Annotated in this window: 16 protein-coding genes; 10 read left to right on the top strand and 6 right to left on the bottom strand. The window is 62.1% G+C overall.

What is annotated here, in order from left to right:
* Positions 1-36: 36 nt before the first annotated feature.
* Entirely contained in the window at positions 37-708 is a 672-nt protein-coding gene (locus A4H34_RS09995; protein ID WP_009199945.1) for a type III secretion system chaperone family protein, read from the bottom strand.
* Positions 709-1,087: 379 nt separating this feature from the next.
* Between A4H34_RS09995 and A4H34_RS09990 the strand changes: the two genes are divergently transcribed.
* The 8 genes from A4H34_RS09990 (at position 1,088) to A4H34_RS09955 (ending at position 8,370) form a co-directional block, all read left to right on the top strand.
* Complete coding sequence (locus A4H34_RS09990; RefSeq protein ID WP_156510324.1) at positions 1,088-1,732, top strand: hypothetical protein; 645 nt, start codon at positions 1,088-1,090, stop codon at positions 1,730-1,732.
* Positions 1,729-2,367: an OmpA family protein gene (locus A4H34_RS09985; protein ID WP_064231994.1), complete on the top strand. Its 639-nt coding sequence runs from the start codon at positions 1,729-1,731 to the stop codon at positions 2,365-2,367. Before A4H34_RS09990 ends, A4H34_RS09985 begins: the two co-directional genes overlap by 4 nt.
* A gap of 170 nt (positions 2,368-2,537) precedes the next feature.
* The gene (locus A4H34_RS09980) at positions 2,538-3,380 is read left to right on the top strand and encodes a LamG domain-containing protein (protein ID WP_009199941.1); all 843 of its coding nucleotides are present in this window, start codon (positions 2,538-2,540) and stop codon (positions 3,378-3,380) included.
* A 354-nt stretch (positions 3,381-3,734) separates the two neighbouring features.
* Positions 3,735-5,204, top strand: coding sequence for a trigger factor (gene tig / locus A4H34_RS09975; protein ID WP_064231993.1), 1,470 nt, complete (start codon positions 3,735-3,737; stop codon positions 5,202-5,204).
* Between the two features lie 166 nt (positions 5,205-5,370).
* Positions 5,371-5,964 (top strand): ATP-dependent Clp protease proteolytic subunit, encoded by a 594-nt coding sequence (locus A4H34_RS09970; RefSeq protein WP_009199938.1) that lies wholly within the window; start codon positions 5,371-5,373, stop codon positions 5,962-5,964.
* A 14-nt stretch (positions 5,965-5,978) separates the two neighbouring features.
* Positions 5,979-6,656 (top strand): ATP-dependent Clp protease proteolytic subunit, encoded by a 678-nt coding sequence (locus A4H34_RS09965; RefSeq protein WP_009199937.1) that lies wholly within the window; start codon positions 5,979-5,981, stop codon positions 6,654-6,656.
* A 146-nt stretch (positions 6,657-6,802) separates the two neighbouring features.
* On the top strand, positions 6,803-8,062 hold the full coding sequence (gene clpX / locus A4H34_RS09960) for an ATP-dependent Clp protease ATP-binding subunit ClpX (protein WP_064231992.1): 1,260 nt from the start codon (positions 6,803-6,805) through the stop codon (positions 8,060-8,062).
* Positions 8,062-8,370 carry a chorismate mutase gene (locus A4H34_RS09955; protein ID WP_064231991.1) on the top strand — a complete coding sequence of 103 codons (309 nt, stop codon included), beginning with the start codon at positions 8,062-8,064 and terminating at the stop codon, positions 8,368-8,370. Before clpX ends, A4H34_RS09955 begins: the two co-directional genes overlap by 1 nt.
* On the opposite strand, the gene A4H34_RS09950 is transcribed toward A4H34_RS09955, so the two are convergent.
* Together A4H34_RS09950 and valS are read right to left on the bottom strand one after the other, a co-directional pair.
* A complete protein-coding gene (locus tag A4H34_RS09950; protein ID WP_064231990.1) occupies positions 8,367-10,199 on the bottom strand; it encodes an AMP-dependent synthetase/ligase in 1,833 nt (610 codons plus the stop codon). The genes A4H34_RS09955 and A4H34_RS09950 overlap by 4 nt on opposite strands.
* Positions 10,200-10,487: 288 nt before the next feature.
* Positions 10,488-13,172 (bottom strand): valine--tRNA ligase, encoded by a 2,685-nt coding sequence (gene valS, locus A4H34_RS09945; protein ID WP_064231989.1) that lies wholly within the window; start codon positions 13,170-13,172, stop codon positions 10,488-10,490.
* A gap of 661 nt (positions 13,173-13,833) precedes the next feature.
* On the opposite strand from valS, the gene A4H34_RS09940 reads away from it, so the two are divergent.
* Together A4H34_RS09940 and A4H34_RS09935 are read left to right on the top strand one after the other, a co-directional pair.
* Positions 13,834-15,132, top strand: a complete 1,299-nt coding sequence (locus A4H34_RS09940) for an AAA family ATPase (protein ID WP_197480474.1) — start codon at positions 13,834-13,836, stop codon at positions 15,130-15,132.
* A 20-nt stretch (positions 15,133-15,152) separates the two neighbouring features.
* Positions 15,153-15,794 (top strand): RloB family protein, encoded by a 642-nt coding sequence (locus tag A4H34_RS09935; RefSeq protein ID WP_064231987.1) that lies wholly within the window; start codon positions 15,153-15,155, stop codon positions 15,792-15,794.
* Positions 15,795-15,855: 61 nt separating this feature from the next.
* On the opposite strand, the gene A4H34_RS09930 is transcribed toward A4H34_RS09935, so the two are convergent.
* The 3 genes from A4H34_RS09930 to proC all read right to left on the bottom strand — a co-directional run bounded on the left by A4H34_RS09930 (position 15,856) and on the right by proC (position 17,955).
* Entirely contained in the window at positions 15,856-16,461 is a 606-nt protein-coding gene (locus A4H34_RS09930) for a DUF998 domain-containing protein (protein WP_064231986.1), read from the bottom strand.
* A gap of 14 nt (positions 16,462-16,475) precedes the next feature.
* Positions 16,476-16,895 (bottom strand): MarR family winged helix-turn-helix transcriptional regulator, encoded by a 420-nt coding sequence (locus tag A4H34_RS09925; RefSeq protein ID WP_082903199.1) that lies wholly within the window; start codon positions 16,893-16,895, stop codon positions 16,476-16,478.
* A 247-nt stretch (positions 16,896-17,142) separates the two neighbouring features.
* Positions 17,143-17,955, bottom strand: a complete 813-nt coding sequence (gene proC / locus A4H34_RS09920; protein ID WP_009199930.1) for a pyrroline-5-carboxylate reductase — start codon at positions 17,953-17,955, stop codon at positions 17,143-17,145.
* Positions 17,956-18,219: the final 264 nt, after the last annotated feature.

Genomic DNA, 18,219 nt, shown 5'->3' with positions numbered 1-18,219 from the left:
CATCCCGAGAGGCTTTCAGAGAAATTTCAGTCCTCTTCAGTCCTCCGATTTGCGAGAGTCGTCTTCCTCTGCCTGCGGCTGATAGGAGGAATCGTGGAAGGGCGGCTCGGGCAGGGCCAGGGAATCGGGCCTCGTCAGGTCTTCCTCGGGCCGATCCGAATCGCCCTTGAAGTTGTAGCGGGCATCCGCCTCGGCTTCCGCAACCGCCTGGGCTTCCGCCACGGCGATCGCCTGGGCCTCGGCCTGCACTTGGTATGCCTCCCACTCCTGGGGGAAGGTTTCGTTCAGATACTCGAAGAACTGTGTGCCGGTGGAGATCGCGCAGGCAATGTGCTGGCTGATCTGGGCGTCGGTGACCCCGTGTTCGTAATCCACGGAATGCTCGGTCATGATGACCACTTCGTTGACGTCGTTGGCCACCGCGTAAGTCTTGGGCCAAATCGTGTGGATGTTCCACTCGTTGCAGGCCTGAATGGCTTCTCCCAGGCGGTCCGTCGACAACGAGGCGTACCAGCGGCCCTGGACGCGCAGGTACTCGTCCGACTCGCCTCCGATGAGGAAGAAGAACCCGCCATGCTCCCAGCCCGCGGCCAGGTCGTTGTCCGAATCGTAGGCGTAGATGATCTTGTCGCGTTCCAGCGCGGCAACGATGCGTTCCTGGGAAAGGGGCGCGAGCGTCGCCGCGCCGTCGTTGTCGACGAAGGCCATGATGCTGTCTCCTTTAAGACGATGCTGAGTTCTACTCGACATCGTACGTCCGGGGGCCGCCCCGAGGCGAGTGCCGTCTCGCTCTCGCGGCTCCGGGTGTTCGCTTTCACGGCTTCGGGTGCCCTCTCTCGCGGCTGCGCACGGCTCGCTCTTGGAGCGCAGGCAACCCGCGAAAATCCATCGCTGGGGAGCAGTTCCCATTTTCCTATTATGAACACTGAGTTGTGTTAGCGTGGAGGGCATAAAGAGCCGTTCTGCAAGAAGGCCAAGCCGTTGTCATCTCAGTAGTTGCCGCGAGGATGTCACGCACAATTCCCCGCGCTTGCCGTCGATGAGGGCTTGGACCGAGACGGCTAGGATCCTAAAAGGAGATACAGTCATGCGTAAATCACGCTATATTGCGGCAATTATGGCGGTGTGTGCGAGCTTCACGCTCGTGTCATGCAGCAGCGACGCGTCCAACGAGAGCGACGCGTCCAACGAAAAGGCCGCGAAAACCAATTCACAGGTCGAGAAGGCCAAATCCGAAGCGGTCGACAATGCGGGGGAACAGCCCGTCTCCTCGAACGCGAAACTCCCCGTCATCGCCTCGCGCAACGCCGGAGACGGCTTGCGAATCGATCTCAACGAGGTGACGACCTCCAGCGCGGCGACGACAGTCGTTTTCACGGCGGTCAACACGAATAAGTCCGGCGAGGAGCTATCCGTCGGGGGGCGTTTCGACGACGGCACGCACCAGGTGCCGGTGAACGACAAGGGGCGTACCAAGGACGGAGGGTATCACCTGTGGTACACGACCGACGGCGTGAAACTCATCGAAGGAAAACACGCGAAGGTCTACCGCGCCGCTTATGACACCTCGGGGGAGTGCCTGTGTTCCACGGACCTTGGCGCACTGTCGATCAAGGGCGGTGAGTCCGTCGTTCTCCAGACGATCTTCGCGGGGCTTCCGAAGGATGTGACGACCGTCGACGTGACGATCCCCGAGGCGGGAGTGTTCAAGAAGGTCAAGGTGTCGCGATGAGCGCCCGACGGTCGGCAGCGTGCAGCGCCCTCCTCGCGATCGGGCTTGCCGCGGCGGGCTCATTCGGGGCCCGCGCCGCGGCAGACCCGAGCTCGGAATCCTCTGCGAGCCCGTCCGCGAGCGGTCCTAAACAGATGATCGTTCCCCTCGGAGGAAAGAGTTTCAAGAACATGGCGGCGCCGGTCCTTGGCGCGGATGAGCTGAATGCGCCGGTTCTCGATTATTACGCACCGATCGGATCGGCCGATGGCGCGGAGACGACGGTCGAAGGCGAGGGGAAGACGACCACCACGCTCTCCTCCGACGTGAACTTCGAGGTCGATTCCGCGAACCTGACCCCGCGGGCGCGCGAGGTGCTTGACGGCCTCGTGTCCAAGTGGCGGAAGAAGAAGCCGAAGGAGATCTCGATCACCGGCCACACCGATTCCGTCGCCGACGACGACCACAACCAGAAGTTGTCCGAGGATCGCGCCAAGGCGGTGCGCAGCTACGTTGCGCCGAAAGTCTCCGGCGTCTCCATCGAGGTTGAAGGAAAGGGGGAGAAGGAGCCCGCCGCCTCCGAAACCAACGAGGACGGATCTCCGAACGAGGCCGGCAAAGCGGCGAATCGCCGCGTAGTCATCGTCTCCAAGTGAGGGGATATTCTAATCGAGCATCCCTCCCCTCGCAAAGGGGAGGGACATCCCTTCACAATGGACTCATGAAGAGAGATCATTAAACCAAGGTGGTGGTGAGGGAGTCGAAGCACGCATCTCGACCCTTTTCCCAACGCCGTATATGTCCATACGACGAAGGAGAAACATCGATGAAGAAAAGGCACCTGACACTGGCCGCGGCGCTGTGCGCTGCGTCCATGGTGTTCCCAGGTGGGCCCGCGAACGCGAGCTCGCCCGCAGGCGACGGCCATTCCGACGGGTCTGGCACGTGGGGGAGCCTGCTGGAGACCCTTCCCACAAGGGAAAACTTCGACGGCGCGCGCACCTTCGAGTGGGCAGGCCAGAAATGGTATGCACGCGACACCAGTTGGAAGCCCGGCGGTCCGATCAAGAGCGGCGAGTGGAATAAAGACCAGGCCCACGTCGAAGGCGGCAGCCTCTACCTGTCCGCGAGGTACAACAACAAAAGTAAGAAGATGGCGGGCTCCGAAGCCGTCAGTTCGCAGACGGTGGGCTACGGCGATTACCACTTCGCCTTCGAGACGGGGACCACCGGCTTCGACGAGCACGCCATTTTCGGCGCATTCACCTATGACTGGGGTGAGCAGGCAAAGGAGGGATTCACCGAAATCGACCTGATTGAAGCGTCGAGGTGGAGCGAAAAGGGCGCCAAGATCCACAACAAGTTCACCTATTATCAGGACAACGGCGGCCGCAAGCACAACATTGGCGATTACGTTGTCGCTCAAGAGGGAATCTACAAGTTCCAGGTGGACGTCAAGTGGGAAAAGGGAAAGATCACCTGGAAGCTGTGGGACGGCAACCGCAGCAGGCTCCTCCACAGCGGCAGCCTCACCGAGGGCGTGCCCGTGCCCACAAAGACCACGCGCATGCACATGAACGCCTGGTGCCACGGGCTCAAGGCTGAGAACGAAAAGTCTAAGAACTTCTCCGTCAAGGTCAGCGACTACAAGTACACGCCTGCTAAGTAGCTTCGCGACGACGTCGCGAACGGAAAACGTCGGGAATGGAAAAGCATGCGGCGGACCCGCGCTGGAAGGGCGCGGGTCCGCCGTTTCGGTCGAAAGGGACTCGCCGCCTTCACGGGAGCTAGACGTTGCTCTCGGGGCGACGATGGAGTCGCCTTCGGGGCAGCAATCGCAGCGGCAATGGCGTAGTATTAGCGGGTATGCGTGCACGCGGCGTAGCGGGTTGCGGACGGGACGGACGACGTCGGCGCCGCGCCCCCGCCGACGTGCAGTCCACAGCCATGTGGAATCGGCGTTCCGCGCCGATTCCAAGAATCGCCCGGGCGGCCGCGGCCGCCCCTTACGCTTGGAGAATTAGTGAAGAGCTCCGTCGAGAATCTCGATCCCACCAAGGTCAAGCTGACCGTTGAGGTGCCGTTCGAGGAGTTCAAACCCGCCATCGATGCGGCAGCCAAGGAGATCGGCAAGCAGGTCAACATCCCCGGCTTCCGGCGCGGCCACATTCCCGCCCGCGTCATTGAAGCCCAGTTCGGACGCGGCGTCATCGTCGAGGAGGCGGTCAACAGCTCGCTCGACCGCTATTACGGCGCCGCGGTCGAAGAGAATTCGCTTCACCCCATGTCCCGTCCGGAGGTCGATGTCACCGCCGTTCCCGCGGAGAAAGGCTCCACTGAGGATCTCGTCTTCACGGTGACCGTCGAGGTGCGTCCCGAGATCGCCATTCCGGAGCCGTCTTCGTTCACGATCGTCGTCGATCCCGCGGAGGTCACCGAGGACGACGTCGAGGAGCGCCTCACGGCCTTGCGCGAGCGTTTTGGCACTCTCAAGGCGGTTGAGCGCGCAGCGAAGGACGGCGATTACGTCACGGTCGACATGGTCGCGAAGATCGACGACGAGGAGGTCGACTCGGTCTCCGGAGTCTCCTACAAGATCGGCTCGGGAACGATGGTCGATGGCATCGACGGCGCCCTCACCGGCTTGAAGGCAGGGGAATCGGCGACGTTTACGACCGAGCTGGCCGGCGGCGAGCACGAGGGCGAGGAAGCCGAAGTGACCGTTGTCGCCAACGACGTCAAGGAATCCGAGCTTCCGGAGGCCGACGACGATTTCGCCCAGCTCGCTTCCGAGTTCGACACGATCGAGGAGCTGCGCGAGGATTTGCGCGGCGAAGCTGAGAAGGCCAAAGCCTCCGCCCAGGTTTACGCGGCGCGCGACCTTTTGAGCGAGAAACTGCGCGACGCGGTCGACTTCCCGCTGCCCAAGGAGGCGCTCGAGGAAGAGGTCGTCCGCCACCTCGAGATGGAAGGCAAGGAGCTCGGCGACGAGCACGAACCCGAGGCGCGCGCCGAGTCCGAGCGTCTCATGCGCGACCAATTGCTTCTCGACGTCCTCGCCGAGGCCTTCGCCGTCGACATCGAGCAAAACGAGCTCTTCAACTTCATGGTTCAGCAAGCGCAGGCTTACGGCATGGATCCCAATGAGTTCATCCAGGCCGCCGCTCAGGCGAACCAGGTCAGCTCGTTCGCGGCCGAGCTCGCGCGCGGCAAGGCGCTGATCGCCTATCTCCGCCTCGTCAACGTCGTCGATTCCAACGGCGAGGCGGTCGACGTCGCCGCCGTCGTCGGCGAAGCCCCCGAGGACCAGCCGACCCCCGCGTTCGGCGAGAAAGCCTCCAAGGCCCCGGAGCCTTTCGACCCGGCATCGGCGAAAATCGATGACGTGCTCGCCTACGTAGCAACGGCCGACGATGCGGAGAAGGCGCGCATCATCGAGGCCGAGAAGGCGGGCAAGGCGCGCAAGACGCTGCTCGAAAAGCTCGAAGGCTGACTCTCCGGGGACGGGGCTCAGGCTCCGTCCCTCAAGACCATGCGCCTACAGCGAAAAGTCCCCATCCGGCGGTGAATCGAGGGCCGCGACCGGCTATCGTCGAGGGGTAACAACGGCCGGGAACCACCCGGATGAGGAAGGACGACGCGTGAGCACTACGCCCGCTATGAAGGGACAGACGCCGCAGCACGGCATGCTGGAGGAGTCGGTCTACACCCGGCTCCTCAAGGAGCGAATCATCTGGCTTGGCGAGGAAGTCCGCGAGGACAACGCGAACATCATCTGCGCCCAGATGCTGCTTTTGGCCGCCGAGGACCCGGAGAGGGACATTTACCTTTACATCAATTCGCCCGGCGGCTCGGTGACCGCAGGCATGGCGATCTACGACACGATGCAGTTCATCCAGCCGGACGTGGTGACGGTGGGCATGGGCATGGCGGCGTCGATGGGGCAGTTCCTGCTGTCGGCGGGGGCGAAGGGGAAGCGGTACATCACCCCCCACGCCCGCGTGCTCCTGCACCAGCCGCTCGGAGGCGCCGGCGGAACGGCCACGGACATTCGCATCAACGCCGATCTCATCTTGCAGATGAAGAGGGAGCTCGCCGAGATCACCGCCGAGGCCACGGGAAAGACGCCCGAGCAGGTCATCGAAGACGGCGATCGCGACCATTGGTTCAACGCGCAAGAGGCGCTCGAATACGGTTTCGTCGACCGCATAGTTTCCAGCGCCAACGCCATCGGCGGATCGAACGAGGAATGAGAGTCCAGCGAGGAATGAGGATCGACGGAGGAATGAGCAATATGAACTCTCCACACTTTTCGGGCTTGGCGCCGGCCATGCCGTCCGCCCGTTACGTCCTGCCCAACTTCGAGGAGCGCACGCCCTACGGGTATAAGAGGCAGGATCCGTACGCCAAGCTTTTCGAGGACCGAATCATCTTTCTCGGCGTCCAAGTCGATGACGCGTCCGCCGACGACATCATGGCTCAGCTTCTCGTCCTTGAGTCCCAAGACCCGGATTCGCCCATCACGATGTACATCAATTCGCCCGGCGGATCTTTCACGGCGCTGACCGCGATCTACGACACGATGCAGTACATCAAGCCGCAGATACAGACGGTGTGCCTGGGCCAGGCGGCGTCGGCCGCGGCCGTTCTGCTCGCAGCGGGCTCGCCCGGGCGGCGTCTCGCCCTGCCGAATGCGCGCGTCCTCATTCACGAGCCAGCCATGGAGGGAATGCAGGGGCAGGCATCGGACATCGCGATCGTCGCCGACGAGCTCGAGCGGATGAACGATTGGCTGTGCGACACGCTGTCGCATCATTCGGGCAAGCCCGCCGACGAGATCAAAAACGACATCAAGCGAGACAAGATTCTTACCGCCAACGACGCCAAAGAGTACGGACTGGTCGATCAGGTCCTGACCTCTCGCAAGGCGCCGTCGGGAAGCTGACTGTCTCCAAATCCTCGCCGAGAAGCGAGAGGGCTCGAACTTCCGCCCTTCGCTTCTCGGCGTATCCTTTCCACACGTCCGCGATCCCGTGATAGCCTCACCTAGCGAGGTATCACGATAGCCTCGACACATATAGAGGAGTTTGGATGGCACGCACCGTAGACGCGGCGGACACTCTCAAGTGCTCGTTCTGTCAGAAAAGTCAGCGGCAGGTGAGGAAGCTCATCACGGGATCCGGCGTCTATATATGCAATGAATGCGTCGATCTGTGCAACGACATCATCGCCGAGGAACTCGCACAGGACGAAAGCTCGGATTTTTCGCTTGACGCGCTGCCAAAGCCCAGGGAGATTTACGAGTTTCTCAACGAGTACGTCATCGGGCAGGATACGGCGAAGCGAACGCTCGCCGTCGCGGTGTACAACCACTACAAGCGTATCCGCGCCCAGGGCGGGCCGAAGCGCTCTCAAGACGAAGAGGTACAGATCGGGAAATCCAATATTCTGCTTCTCGGCCCGACAGGCACCGGAAAAACGTATCTGGCTCAGTCCCTCGCCCGAATGCTCGACGTTCCGTTCGCCATAGCCGACGCCACGGCGCTGACCGAGGCCGGGTATGTGGGCGAGGACGTCGAGAATATACTCCTCAAACTCATTCAGGCCGCCGACGACGACGTCAAGCGGGCCGAGGTCGGCATCATCTACATCGACGAGATCGACAAAATTTCGCGCAAATCCGAGAATCCCTCGATCACCCGGGACGTTTCGGGCGAGGGCGTGCAGCAGGCCCTTCTCAAAATCATTGAGGGAACCGTCGCCTCGGTGCCCCCGCAGGGAGGGCGGAAGCACCCGCAGCAGGAGTACCTGCAACTCGACACGTCGAATATCCTCTTTATCTGCGCGGGTGCCTTTGCGGGGATGGAAGAGATCATCTCCTCTCGCACCGGCAGGCGCGGGATCGGCTTCGGTTCGGAGCTGCACGTCGCCGACAACGGGGCCGAGGTGTTGAGCGAGGCCACGCCGGAGGACCTCCACAAGTTCGGGCTGATTCCCGAGCTTGTGGGGCGCCTTCCGGTCGTCGCGGCCACAGAGGAGCTGACGGAAGGCGATCTCATCCGCATTCTCACCGAGCCGAAGAACGCCCTCGTACGCCAGTATGAGCGCATGTTCGAGCTCGACGGGGTCCGGCTTCAGATCGACGGCGAAGCTCTGCACGAGATCGCACGTGAAGCCATCGCGCGGGGGACGGGCGCGCGCGGCCTTCGCTCTATTATGGAAAGCCTGCTCAAAGAAGCGATGTTCGAAGTCCCCTCGCGCAGCGACGTCGAGAAGATCGTTTTCGACGCGGCCGCAGTCAAGGACGGCGGAGAACCCACGCTTGTGCTCAAGAAAGCGAAGAGCGCCTGATGGAGATCTCAGGCGACGAGGCGCGTAAACTCCTGGAGGAACATCGCCGAACGATTGACAACCTCGACGCCGCCCTGATCCACATTCTCGCCGAGCGCTTCCGCTGCACGCAACAAGTCGGCAGGCTCAAGGCCACGAACTCGATGCCGCCCTCGGATCCCGAGCGTGAGGAGCGGCAGATCCGCCGCCTGCGAAAGCTGGCTGCGGATGCCGGGCTCGACCCGGTTTTCGCCGAGAAGTTTCTCCGCTTCATCGTCTCCGAGGTGATCCGCCACCACGAGCGGATAGCCGACGAATTCTCCCACTAGCCCGCCGCGTAGATCCTCTCGATCTCCTCGTTGAAGTCTCGAATCACCGACGCGCGCTTGACCTTCATTGAGGGCGTCATATACCCGTTGGCGACCGTGAAGTCGATGGGAAGGATCCTGAACTTGCGGATCGACTCGGCCCGGGAGACCGAATCGTTCGCGCGTTTGATCGCCCTGTCGATAGCGGCGAGAACCTGAGGATCCTCGGATGCCTCGCTCGCGCTCATCTCTGGAAGCCCGTGATTTCTCAGCCAACCGGGCAGCATTTCGGAGTCCAACGTGACGAGGGCTCCGATGAAGGGTTTCTGGTCGCCGACGACGACCACTTGGGAAATGAGCGGATGGCCCCGCAGCCTGTCCTCGAGGACGGCGGGGGCGACGTTCTTGCCGCCGGCTGTGACGATCAGCTCCTTCTTGCGGCCGGTGATGAAGATGAATCCGTCGTCGTCGATCTCACCCAAATCGCCGGTGCGGAACCACCCGTCTTCCGTGAAAGCGGCGGCCGTCGCCTCAGAGTTGTTGTTGTATCCGACGAAGATGTGGTCGCCTTTGCCGAGGATCTCGCCGTCGTCGTCCACGGACACATAGCAGCCGGGGTATGCGGGGCCCACCGAGCCGATGCGCATGAAATGCGGAGTGTTGACGGAGGTCGGTGCGGACGTCTCGGTCAATCCGTAGCCTTCGTACACATTGATGCCGACGCCGCGGAAGAAGTGGCCGAGGCGCGCTCCCAGCGGCGCGCCTCCCGAAATGCTGTTGCGCAGATTCCCCCCGAGGATCGAGCGGATCGAGGAATAGACTAGGCGTTCGCCCAGGCGGTGCTCGGCCTTGAGGGCAAGCGAAGGCCCGCCGGGTTTGTCGAGCGCGCGCGAGTATTCGATCGCGACCTTGGCGAAGTGCCTGAAGAGTTTGAGTTTGAGGCCCTTGCCGGCTTTGGCGTCCGCCGCGTTGTAGATTTTCTCAAAAATCCGCGGAACGGCCAGGATATAGGTCGGACGGAAGCTCTGAACGTCGGAGACAAGGTTCTTGGCGTCAGGTGCGAACCCCGTGACGTTGCCCGAGTACATCGACATGAGGCAAATGAAGCGCGCGAAGACGTGGGCCATGGGAAGGGCCAGGAGGCTGCGCTGCATTCCGCCGATGATCCGCGAAAGGCCGTCGTCCAGGGGGCCGTTGATGGCCACGTGAAGGAGGTTGCGATGGGTCAGACGTGCGCCTTTGGGAAGGCCGGTGGTGCCGGATGTGTAGATGATTGTGGCGAGGTCGTCGGCTGTCGTCGCATCGATCCTCCGGTCGATCTCGGGGTCGAGCGCGAGGGAACCCTTTGCCGAGATTTTCTCGACGGCGTTTTCCTCGACGACGTGGATCGCCTCGAAATGGTCCAGCTCCGGGAGCAGGGGTGCGAGGACGTCGCGGATCTGGGGAGTCTCCGCAATCGCCATTCGGCACTGGGAGTCTTTGACGATCCATCTGGCCTGATCGGTCGAATCGGTTTCGTATATGGGAATGAGCTGCGCGCCCACGGCCCACGTCGCCTGATCGAAAAGCGCAAACTCGTAGCGTGAATGGCTCATGATCGCGATATGGTCGTTGGGTTCGACGCCGAGGGCGAGGAGGCCTCGCGCCAGCGCGCGAACTTCGGCGTAAAACTGGCGCCACGTCACGGGAACCCAGGTGTTGATGGAAGATTTGCGCTCAAATACGATCTGTTCGGCGCGATCGTGTGCGTGATTGCGCATGACCCACGGAATGGACATCGATTCGGTGATCGTGATCTTTCCGGCGCGATAGGCGGCCCGCCGGCCGTCGATTTCGACAACGTTGCTCATAGCATCCTTTCTACCCCTCAGTAGGATAGCGGACTGTCGGGAAGTTTGCTTCCAGCCTAACGAAGATGAGGCTTTTTCGGGCACTGCAACTGCAAGCGGATCAGTGGGAGGCGACGCCGCCGCGCGGTTCACGCTGCCGATTTGTCCGTGTATGCAAAGGCGACGCCTTTAAGGGGGCGGCTTGGCGAGGTGTAAGGCGGTTAACAAGGCGCAGTTTCTCAAAATGGGCGTCGGAGCCGCAAAGCGACGATTCGCGGCTCCGACGCCCGTTTGCGACGCCCCTGCTTCTTAATGTGCCGAGGCGGGCTTTTTAGGCTCGGGCGGGTCCAGCTCGTAGGAGGCGACCGCCACCGGCGCCTCGCCCGCCACCGAACTGGCGTTGAGATCGCCGCGGACGTGCGCGGCCCGCACGAGATCGGCGTGCACCGCGTCGAGCCGTGCGCGGTCGGCTTCGGCCACCTCGATGGAGACCGCAGCGTACGTCGTGCGCTGGGAGACCTTGTTCTCCGACTTCACCTTCCGCAGCGCGGTCAAAGCCTCGCCCGCCACCCGCAGGATCTCGGCGTCCGCGCCCGCGGCCGCGGCGCGCAAGGGCTCCGAGCTCGGCCAGGCGGCGCGATGGACCGAACCCGTGCGGAACCAGCTCCACACTTCTTCCGTTGCGTATGGGATGAACGGTGCAAGGAGCCGCAGGAAAACGTCCACAGCGACGTTGAGGGCCACTCGGGCGGACCGCGAGGAAGGCTCGTCCGAGTAGGCGCGGTCCTTGACGAGCTCCAGATAATCGTCGCAGAAGGACCAGAAGCAAGACTCGGCAAGTTCGAGCGCACGGGTGTGGTCGTAGGCGTCGAAGGAGGCGGTCGCCTCATCGACGACGTCGGCGAGGCCCGCGAGGACCGCGCGGTCCGCCGGCTCGGTCACGGCGGCGACGTCGACGTCCGCAGGCCCCCCCTCGCCGCCCATCGACAGGGCGAATTTCGAGGCATTGAGCACCTTCATCGCCAGACGGCGCCCGATCTTCATCTGCTGTTCGTCGAAGGTCGCGTCCACGCCGAGCCTGGCGCTCGCGGCCCAGTAGCGCACCGCGTCCGACCCGTGCTTTTCGAGCAGGGCCATCGGGGTGACCACGTTGCCCTTGGATTTGGACATCTTCTTCCGGTCCGGATCCAGGATCCACCCGGAGATTGCGGCGTGCCTCCACGGGTTCTCCCCGAATTCCAGGTGGGCGCGCACCATCGAGGAGAAAAGCCACGTGCGGATGATGTCCTGGCCTTGCGGGCGCACGTCCATCGGGTAGACGCGCGAGAACAGGTCCTCGTCCGTCAGCCATCCGCCCGCGATCTGGGGGCTGAGAGAGGACGTGGCCCACGTGTCCATGATGTCGATCTCGCCGACGAAGCCGCCCGGCTCGCCGCGCTGGGCCTCGCTGAAGCCTTCGGGGGCGTCCGACGAGGGGTCGACGGGAAGGCGCTCGACGCCGGGCACGATGACGTCGTCGTAATCGACCTCGCCGGACTCGCGCACCCGATACCACAGCGGGATCGGCACGCCGAAGAAGCGCTGGCGGGAGATGAGCCAATCGGTGTTGAGGCCTCCGACCCAGTTGTCGTAGCGCACGTGCATGAAATCAGGGTGGAAGGCGAGCTCGTTTCCGGCAGCGATCAGGTTCTCGCGCAGCTGCTTGCCGTTGGCCTCGATGTGGTCGCGCCCGCCGTTGCGGATGTACCACTGGCGCGACGTGACGATCTCCAGCGGTTTGTCGCCCTTCTCGAAGAAGTTCGTCATGCGGGACGTGGGCTTGGGCTCGCCGAGCATCTCGCCGCTGTCGGTCAGCGCCTCGACGAGCGCCTTTCGGGCGGAGAAAGCCGTTTTCCCGGCCATGGCCTCGTAGGCGGCGACGCCGCGTTCGGACGCAATCCACTCCGGCGTCTGCGCGAGGATGCGGCCGTCTTTGCCGAGCACCGAGCGCATGGGCAGGTCCAGTTCGCGCCACCACACGACGTCGGTCAGGTCGCCGAAGGTGCAGCACATGGCGATTCCCGCGCCCTTCTCGACCTCCGCCGCGGGGTGGGCGAGGACGGGAAGCTCGACGTCGAAGATCGGGGACGTCACGGTTGTGCCGAAGAGGTGGCTGTAGCGTTCGTCGTCGGGGTGCGCAATGAGCGCGACGCAGGCGGGAAGCAGCTCCGGGCGCGTAGTTTCGATGACGACGTCGCCGCCCTCGCCGTGGAACGCGAGCGAGTGATAGGCCCCGGGGTATTCGCGGGCCTCCAACTCCGCCTGGGCGACGGCCGTTTGGAAAGTCACGTCCCACAGCCCGGGAGCCTGAGCCTGGTATGCCTCGCCGCGTTCGAGGTTCCGCAGGAACCCAGCCTGGGCGATCTTCTGAGCCTTCGGCCCGATCGTCTGATAGTGCTGGCTCCAATCGACCGAGAGTCCCAGGTAGCGCCAGAGCGCCTCGAACTGCGCCTCGTCCTCCTCGGTCAGCTTCCAGCACAGCTCGATGAAATTGCGCCGCGAGATCGGCATCTGGTCGGCGTATTTGATCGACTTGCCGTCGCCGCCGTCGTGGGGAGGGACGAAATCGGGGTCGTAGGGCAGCGACGGGTCGCAGCGCACGCCGTAGTAGTTCTGCACGCGCCGCTCGGTGGGCAGGCCGTTGTCGTCCCAGCCCATAGGGTAGAAGACCGACTTGCCGCGCATGCGCTGGTAGCGCGCCATCGTGTCGGTGTGAGTGTAGGAGAAGACGTGGCCCACGTGCAGGGAGCCGGACACGGTGGGCGGGGGAGTGTCGATCGAATAGACGTTCTCGCGGGTCGCGGTGCGGTCGAAGACGTACGTGCCGTCCTCTTGCCAGTGCCTTCCCCAGCGGTTTTCGAGGCCCTCGAGGCTTGCCTTGCCGGGAACCTCCACGCGCTCGCGAAGCTCGCCCCCGAAATTGGCCGCCTTGAATTCGTCTGTCGATTTCGTCATAGGCTCTATTCTTCCATGAACGGTTGAACTTGGCGCATGTGAGGGCTCCTGCGGGCGCGCGTTGTTCGCCACGTCGCGCATCGTCTTGGACGTTCTCGGAGGGATCGGCGGCTCCGACAACTTTGCCGACAGCCCCAAAAGATTCGGGAGCTCCGTTTGTTCGCCAGTTGTGAGAGTCTCGGGGGCGCGTGCGAGAGCTATGTCGGCTTGCTTGGGCGGGGGCCCGCTGGGGTGCGCGGATAACGTCTAATTTCGACGACGCATGCGTAGGCCCAGGTGCGGCCCGCCAATCACCCACTTTCTCTTGGGTATAAGGCCTTTGCGTCCGCTCGTCGCGATAACCGGTCTACCACACGCAACGCCAGATCCGCTCCTCAAGAAGCACCCGATTCGCTGCCCAAACAGCTTCTGTGGCTTGCTATCTATCTAACCTCCTTGATTTGTCCGGAGCATGGTGCGCACATCGACTCTCTCATGAACTCTGCTTTAACGGACGTTGCCGATGCTCTAGAAATTTCTGAAAGCCTCTCGTCATATGAGCAAGTATTAAGATAGTTGATTATCTTTGCGGAGACTGAGATGATGATTCCGTTCACGGAAACACTTCTGCGCATGTAGAACTGAAGAACCGGAGTCGTGTCCGATGCTCCATTATTTTACAGTGTCCAACTGGAAGTCGATCTACGAGCCTGTGGAGTTTTCCATGGTGGCGACGAAAGAAGAGAGGCAGCACAGCGAACGTCTTTCTTGCGTGGAACACTCGCAAATTTTACCCGTTGCCGCAATTTACGGCACCAACGCGTCGGGCAAATCAGTGTTCATCAAAGCCCTTGCCAAGCTTCAGGAAATTGTTCTCAAGGGGATAGAATGGGATCCTATTGTTCCGCATTTGCTGCGCGGCGCTGACGAGCCGACGAAGTTCGAGATTGAGTTCTCCGTCGAGGTGGGTGCTCTGAACGGAGAGAAGCGGGAAGAGACGCTAATCTATGAACTCCGCGTGGATGAGGGGGAAGTGCTCGAAGAATCGCTTCTTCGCACGCGCGCTGAAGACGAGATTGTTATATTCGAACGAGAAGGCAACCGGATCGAACTCTACGAAGAGTTAGTGGGAAACGATGTTGCCGAAGCGTATGCAAAGACCGTGGGCATCAAGTCAAATGCGACGTTCCTTGGTGTTATGGGAGACCAAGATACAGAAAGGTCTCGGGAGAATATCGTTGCTGTTGCGCGCAGTTGGTTCAGTGAGAAACTGCATGTCATGGGACCTGAATCCGGTGCACAAGGATTGCCGGTCCGTGCCCTGACCGACGATGGTTTTGCGGAGGCTGTCGGCGAATTGCTCTCATGGGCGGACATTGGAATCGCGAACATCGGCTTTAAAAGTATTCCTTTCCATCCGTTAGGGTACGGGCTTTTAATGGAAGCACCTGCTTCTGAAGATGGGAGAAGGGTTGCAGCTATATCCGGTCGTGGAGATGTTGTTTTTGAATCGGACCATTCGGGCCAGGTGGAGGCTCGAAGGTTCGTTGCGATTCATCGTGATTCTGATGGAAAGGAGTTCCCTCTCAGTTTTGCTGACGAATCCGATGGAACAGTTCGCTTTCTCAATCTTTTGCCCATGTTGATTCAGCTCCAGGATCCTAAAAGCGATGTCGTTTTCGTTGTAGACGAACTTGAGAATTCCATGCATCCAAAGCTGACGGAAGCTCTCATTCGCTTGTTTCTCAGCAGTTTGTCGACGGAGGGAGACAGCCGTCGACAGCTTGCTTTCTCGACGCACGAACTGCAGCTGTTGAGGTCAGACCTTCTGCGTCGCGATGAAATATGGTTGGCGGACAAAGTCGATGCGCAAACACGTTTGACGCGGTTATCTGAGTTTTCGGAAGAGAGTGTGCACAAGGACGTGGATTGGCTGGGCCTCTACATGTCTGGCAGGCTCGGCGGCGTTCCCAAGGTGTGACAATTTTATAGGAGGCAAACATGCCGAAGAAGTCTAAGGTCCGCCCCCGTCGTGAGCGTCGTCAGCGAACGGGGACAAAGAGGCCCAAGCCCCTCGTCGTTTTTTGCGTCGAGGGGCAGTCGGAGGAATCGTACATCAAAGCGTTGAGGGAGTTTCGCTACAACAACGAGATCGCATTCCAGTTCCTTAACGAGCGAGGAACTTCTCTGAAGAACCTCATGGAGGCCTGCCGTCAGGCAGTGAATAAACCAGATTTGCGCGACTGCGCCGCGTACTGGATCGTCTGCGACGTCGATCGCAATAGGGACCATGCCGATGATCTCGACGGGTGGCTGCAAGAGGCAAGGAACAGAATCGCACTGTCCAACCCTTGTCTGGAGTATTGGCTCCTTCTCCACTTCACCTCTTCGCCGAAGTGCTCAAATGCGAAGGCGGCTCTAGATAAACTCCGGCAACATTGGCCTGAGTACAAGAAGGGACTGCAACCATTCAAGAGATTCGAAGAGATTGTCGGGAAGACCGAGGGTGCCGTGAGGTATGAAACAGCAAGGCAAAAATCGATGGAGCGAAAGCCGAGTGTCTGGCCCGACGGTCCGGGATCTCGGATGCCCGAACTCATTGCGTGGCTTGATGGGCTGGCCGAAGGAGCCGTCAAGGCCTAGCGTCAGATTTAGTTGCCAAGCTCGAAGGAATCGACAGGGTCGAGAGGCCGGCAGCGTCTAGTCAAAACTTCCCGCCGGTCGCCAGAATCGCCGCCGCGAAGACCGCGTAGAACAGGACGATCGAGACGAGGTAGGCACGCTCGGGCAGCCCGAAGCACCTGTTGCGAAAGCGCGGCAGAATCGCGCACATCAGCGCAACGAGGGAAACGAGCGCCGCGTAATAGAGCCCGTTGGCCGCCGCGGCCACAATGCCGCCTTCGGGCGCGATGAGCCGCCGAATGTTTCCCGCCAGGCTGAAGGCGATCGCGAACCATCCGATCGCAAGGGCGTAGTGCGCCGCGCCTATTGGCGTGAGCCGCTGCCCCTCCAACGTCGTGGGGAACGCCGGGAGAATCGCGAAGATTGCGGCGAGAATCAGCAAAAGGACGGTCGCGGTGCCGCTGTAGTCCCAGCCGCGAAGGCCGTGCGCGGCGCCGGCCAAGGCGAGCCAAGTTGCGGACGTCAGCCACGTCGTGGCCGTTGCGAGCCTGCGTGTGGGGCCGACGGCGTAGTCGCTCACCGCGTGCCGAACAGGGCTGTAAGGGCTTTCGACCGTGTGAAGGCGGATGAAGAGGGCGAATCGAATGATCGTGAGAATGAGTGCGAGGGAAGACAATGCGGTTGTCATGGTCCGTTCCTGAGTTATCCGTTTTTGAGTTCGTTGTGTATTGATCGAATGGTTTGCGCGAGGCGAAGCGGGTCGAAGCCGAGCCTTCGCACGACGTCGTCGAAGGCCCCGCCCAGTGCGTGCGACGCATTTCCCCGCAGCAGCTCCCCGTTTTCCGTGAGTTGGAGTCGGCGCACGTTTCCGCTGCCTTTTTCCGCCAGGTCCGCCGCGAGGCCGTCGGCGATAAGGCGGCGGACGAGGGCTGAGCAGGAGGCCTCGGTTATGCCAAGCGCCCGAGCCAGCTGGGCGCCGGAGACCCGCGGGTGCTCGCCGACGATCTCCAAAGCCAGGTATCTGTTGTACGTCAAGTTCAGTGGGCGGAGCATGCGCTCCGCCTGCCGATCAAGGGTTCGCACCAGGTCGTGAAGTTCGTAGGCGAGGTCCATAATCAGCATCTTAGGCTCCTAAGTTAGTTGCCGGCAAGCGCGGTTGCAGAAGGAATTTCATGCGCATAGTTGCGGGATCGACCCGGGTCTTGGCGACAAACATGCCTCAAAGGCGAACGGGTCTCAGCAACAAACATGCCCTTGCGACGGATTGGGTTCAGCGATGGAATTGGGGTTCGGCGGCGAACACGCGCCCGCAAAAATGCAAGAAAAGGACGGCCGCTGCAGCGTTCTGCGTCTTTTGACCGCCTGCGCCCTAGCCGAGCAGTTCCTTGTCGCGGTCGATGGACGCCTGGACGCCCCGCACCACCGCGGCCCCGAAGCCGGCCTGCTCCAGCTCCACCACGCCCGCGACGGTGGTTCCGCCGGGGGATTGCACGGCGTCGGCGAGAGAGGCGGCGCTCGCTCCGTCGTCGAGCTTCGCGAGCAAAAGCCTCGCGGCTCCGTACACGGCCTGGGCTGCAATGCGGGTAGCGGACGCCTTGGGCAGCCCGTTCTTCACGGCAGCCCTCGCCATGGCGTCGATGTAACCGAAGGTGAAGGCCGGCGAGCATCCCGCGATGGCGCTGAACGCCGAAAAGTCATTCTCGGCCATCGGTTCGGCGATGCCGATCGAGGCGAGGACATCTGCGACGTCGTCAGCGCGCGGCGCGGCGGCTGGATTGCAAGCGTAGGCGGTGACGGAAGCGCCGACGGCGGCGGCCATATTCGGCATCGTCCGCACGACAGGCTGGCCCGGCTCCAGACGGGACTCGAGGAATTCGATTGGCGTTCCTGCCGCCACGGAGACGATGACGCTTCCGCGCTTCGCGGCGGCCTTTCGGATCTCGTCGAGCACGCCGCCGACCGCAAAAGGCTTGACGGCCACAACGACGATCGCGCCGTCGCCCGCCCGCTCAACCAGATCGACGTTTGAATATGCCAGCTTCGCGCCGGTTTCATGCACGAATCGGGCGTTGGCCTCGACGTTCGCAGAATAGACGACTAACTCGCCCGGCGCGGCGCCCGCCGCGATGAGCCCGCGGGCGATCGCTCCACCCATGGCGCCGATGCCGATGATGCCGATCATGAATGTCCCTCCGCCGGTTGTCCTGTTTCTGTCAATCCTATTGCAATGCGGCTATTCCGTGCCGCTTAGCCTGGTCGGGTGCATTCGTGCCGTCCGGCTCGGTTGCCCGTATTCGTGCCGCACGGCCTGGTGCGGTTCGGACCGGCCCCGCATTTGCGCCGCTTGGCCCGGCGCCGTCCGGCCCAGTTATCCGCATCCATTCCGCCCGGCGCGACGGAGGCCTGGAAAGGAAGGACGCGCTGGAGGTCGGCCCGAAGGCCGGTG

The sequence above is a fragment of the Peptidiphaga gingivicola genome (genome assembly GCF_001652275.1).
In the GTDB taxonomy this organism is placed as follows: Bacteria; Actinomycetota; Actinomycetes; order Actinomycetales; family Actinomycetaceae; genus Peptidiphaga; species Peptidiphaga gingivicola.
This window is presented reverse-complemented; position numbering and strand designations above follow the sequence as displayed.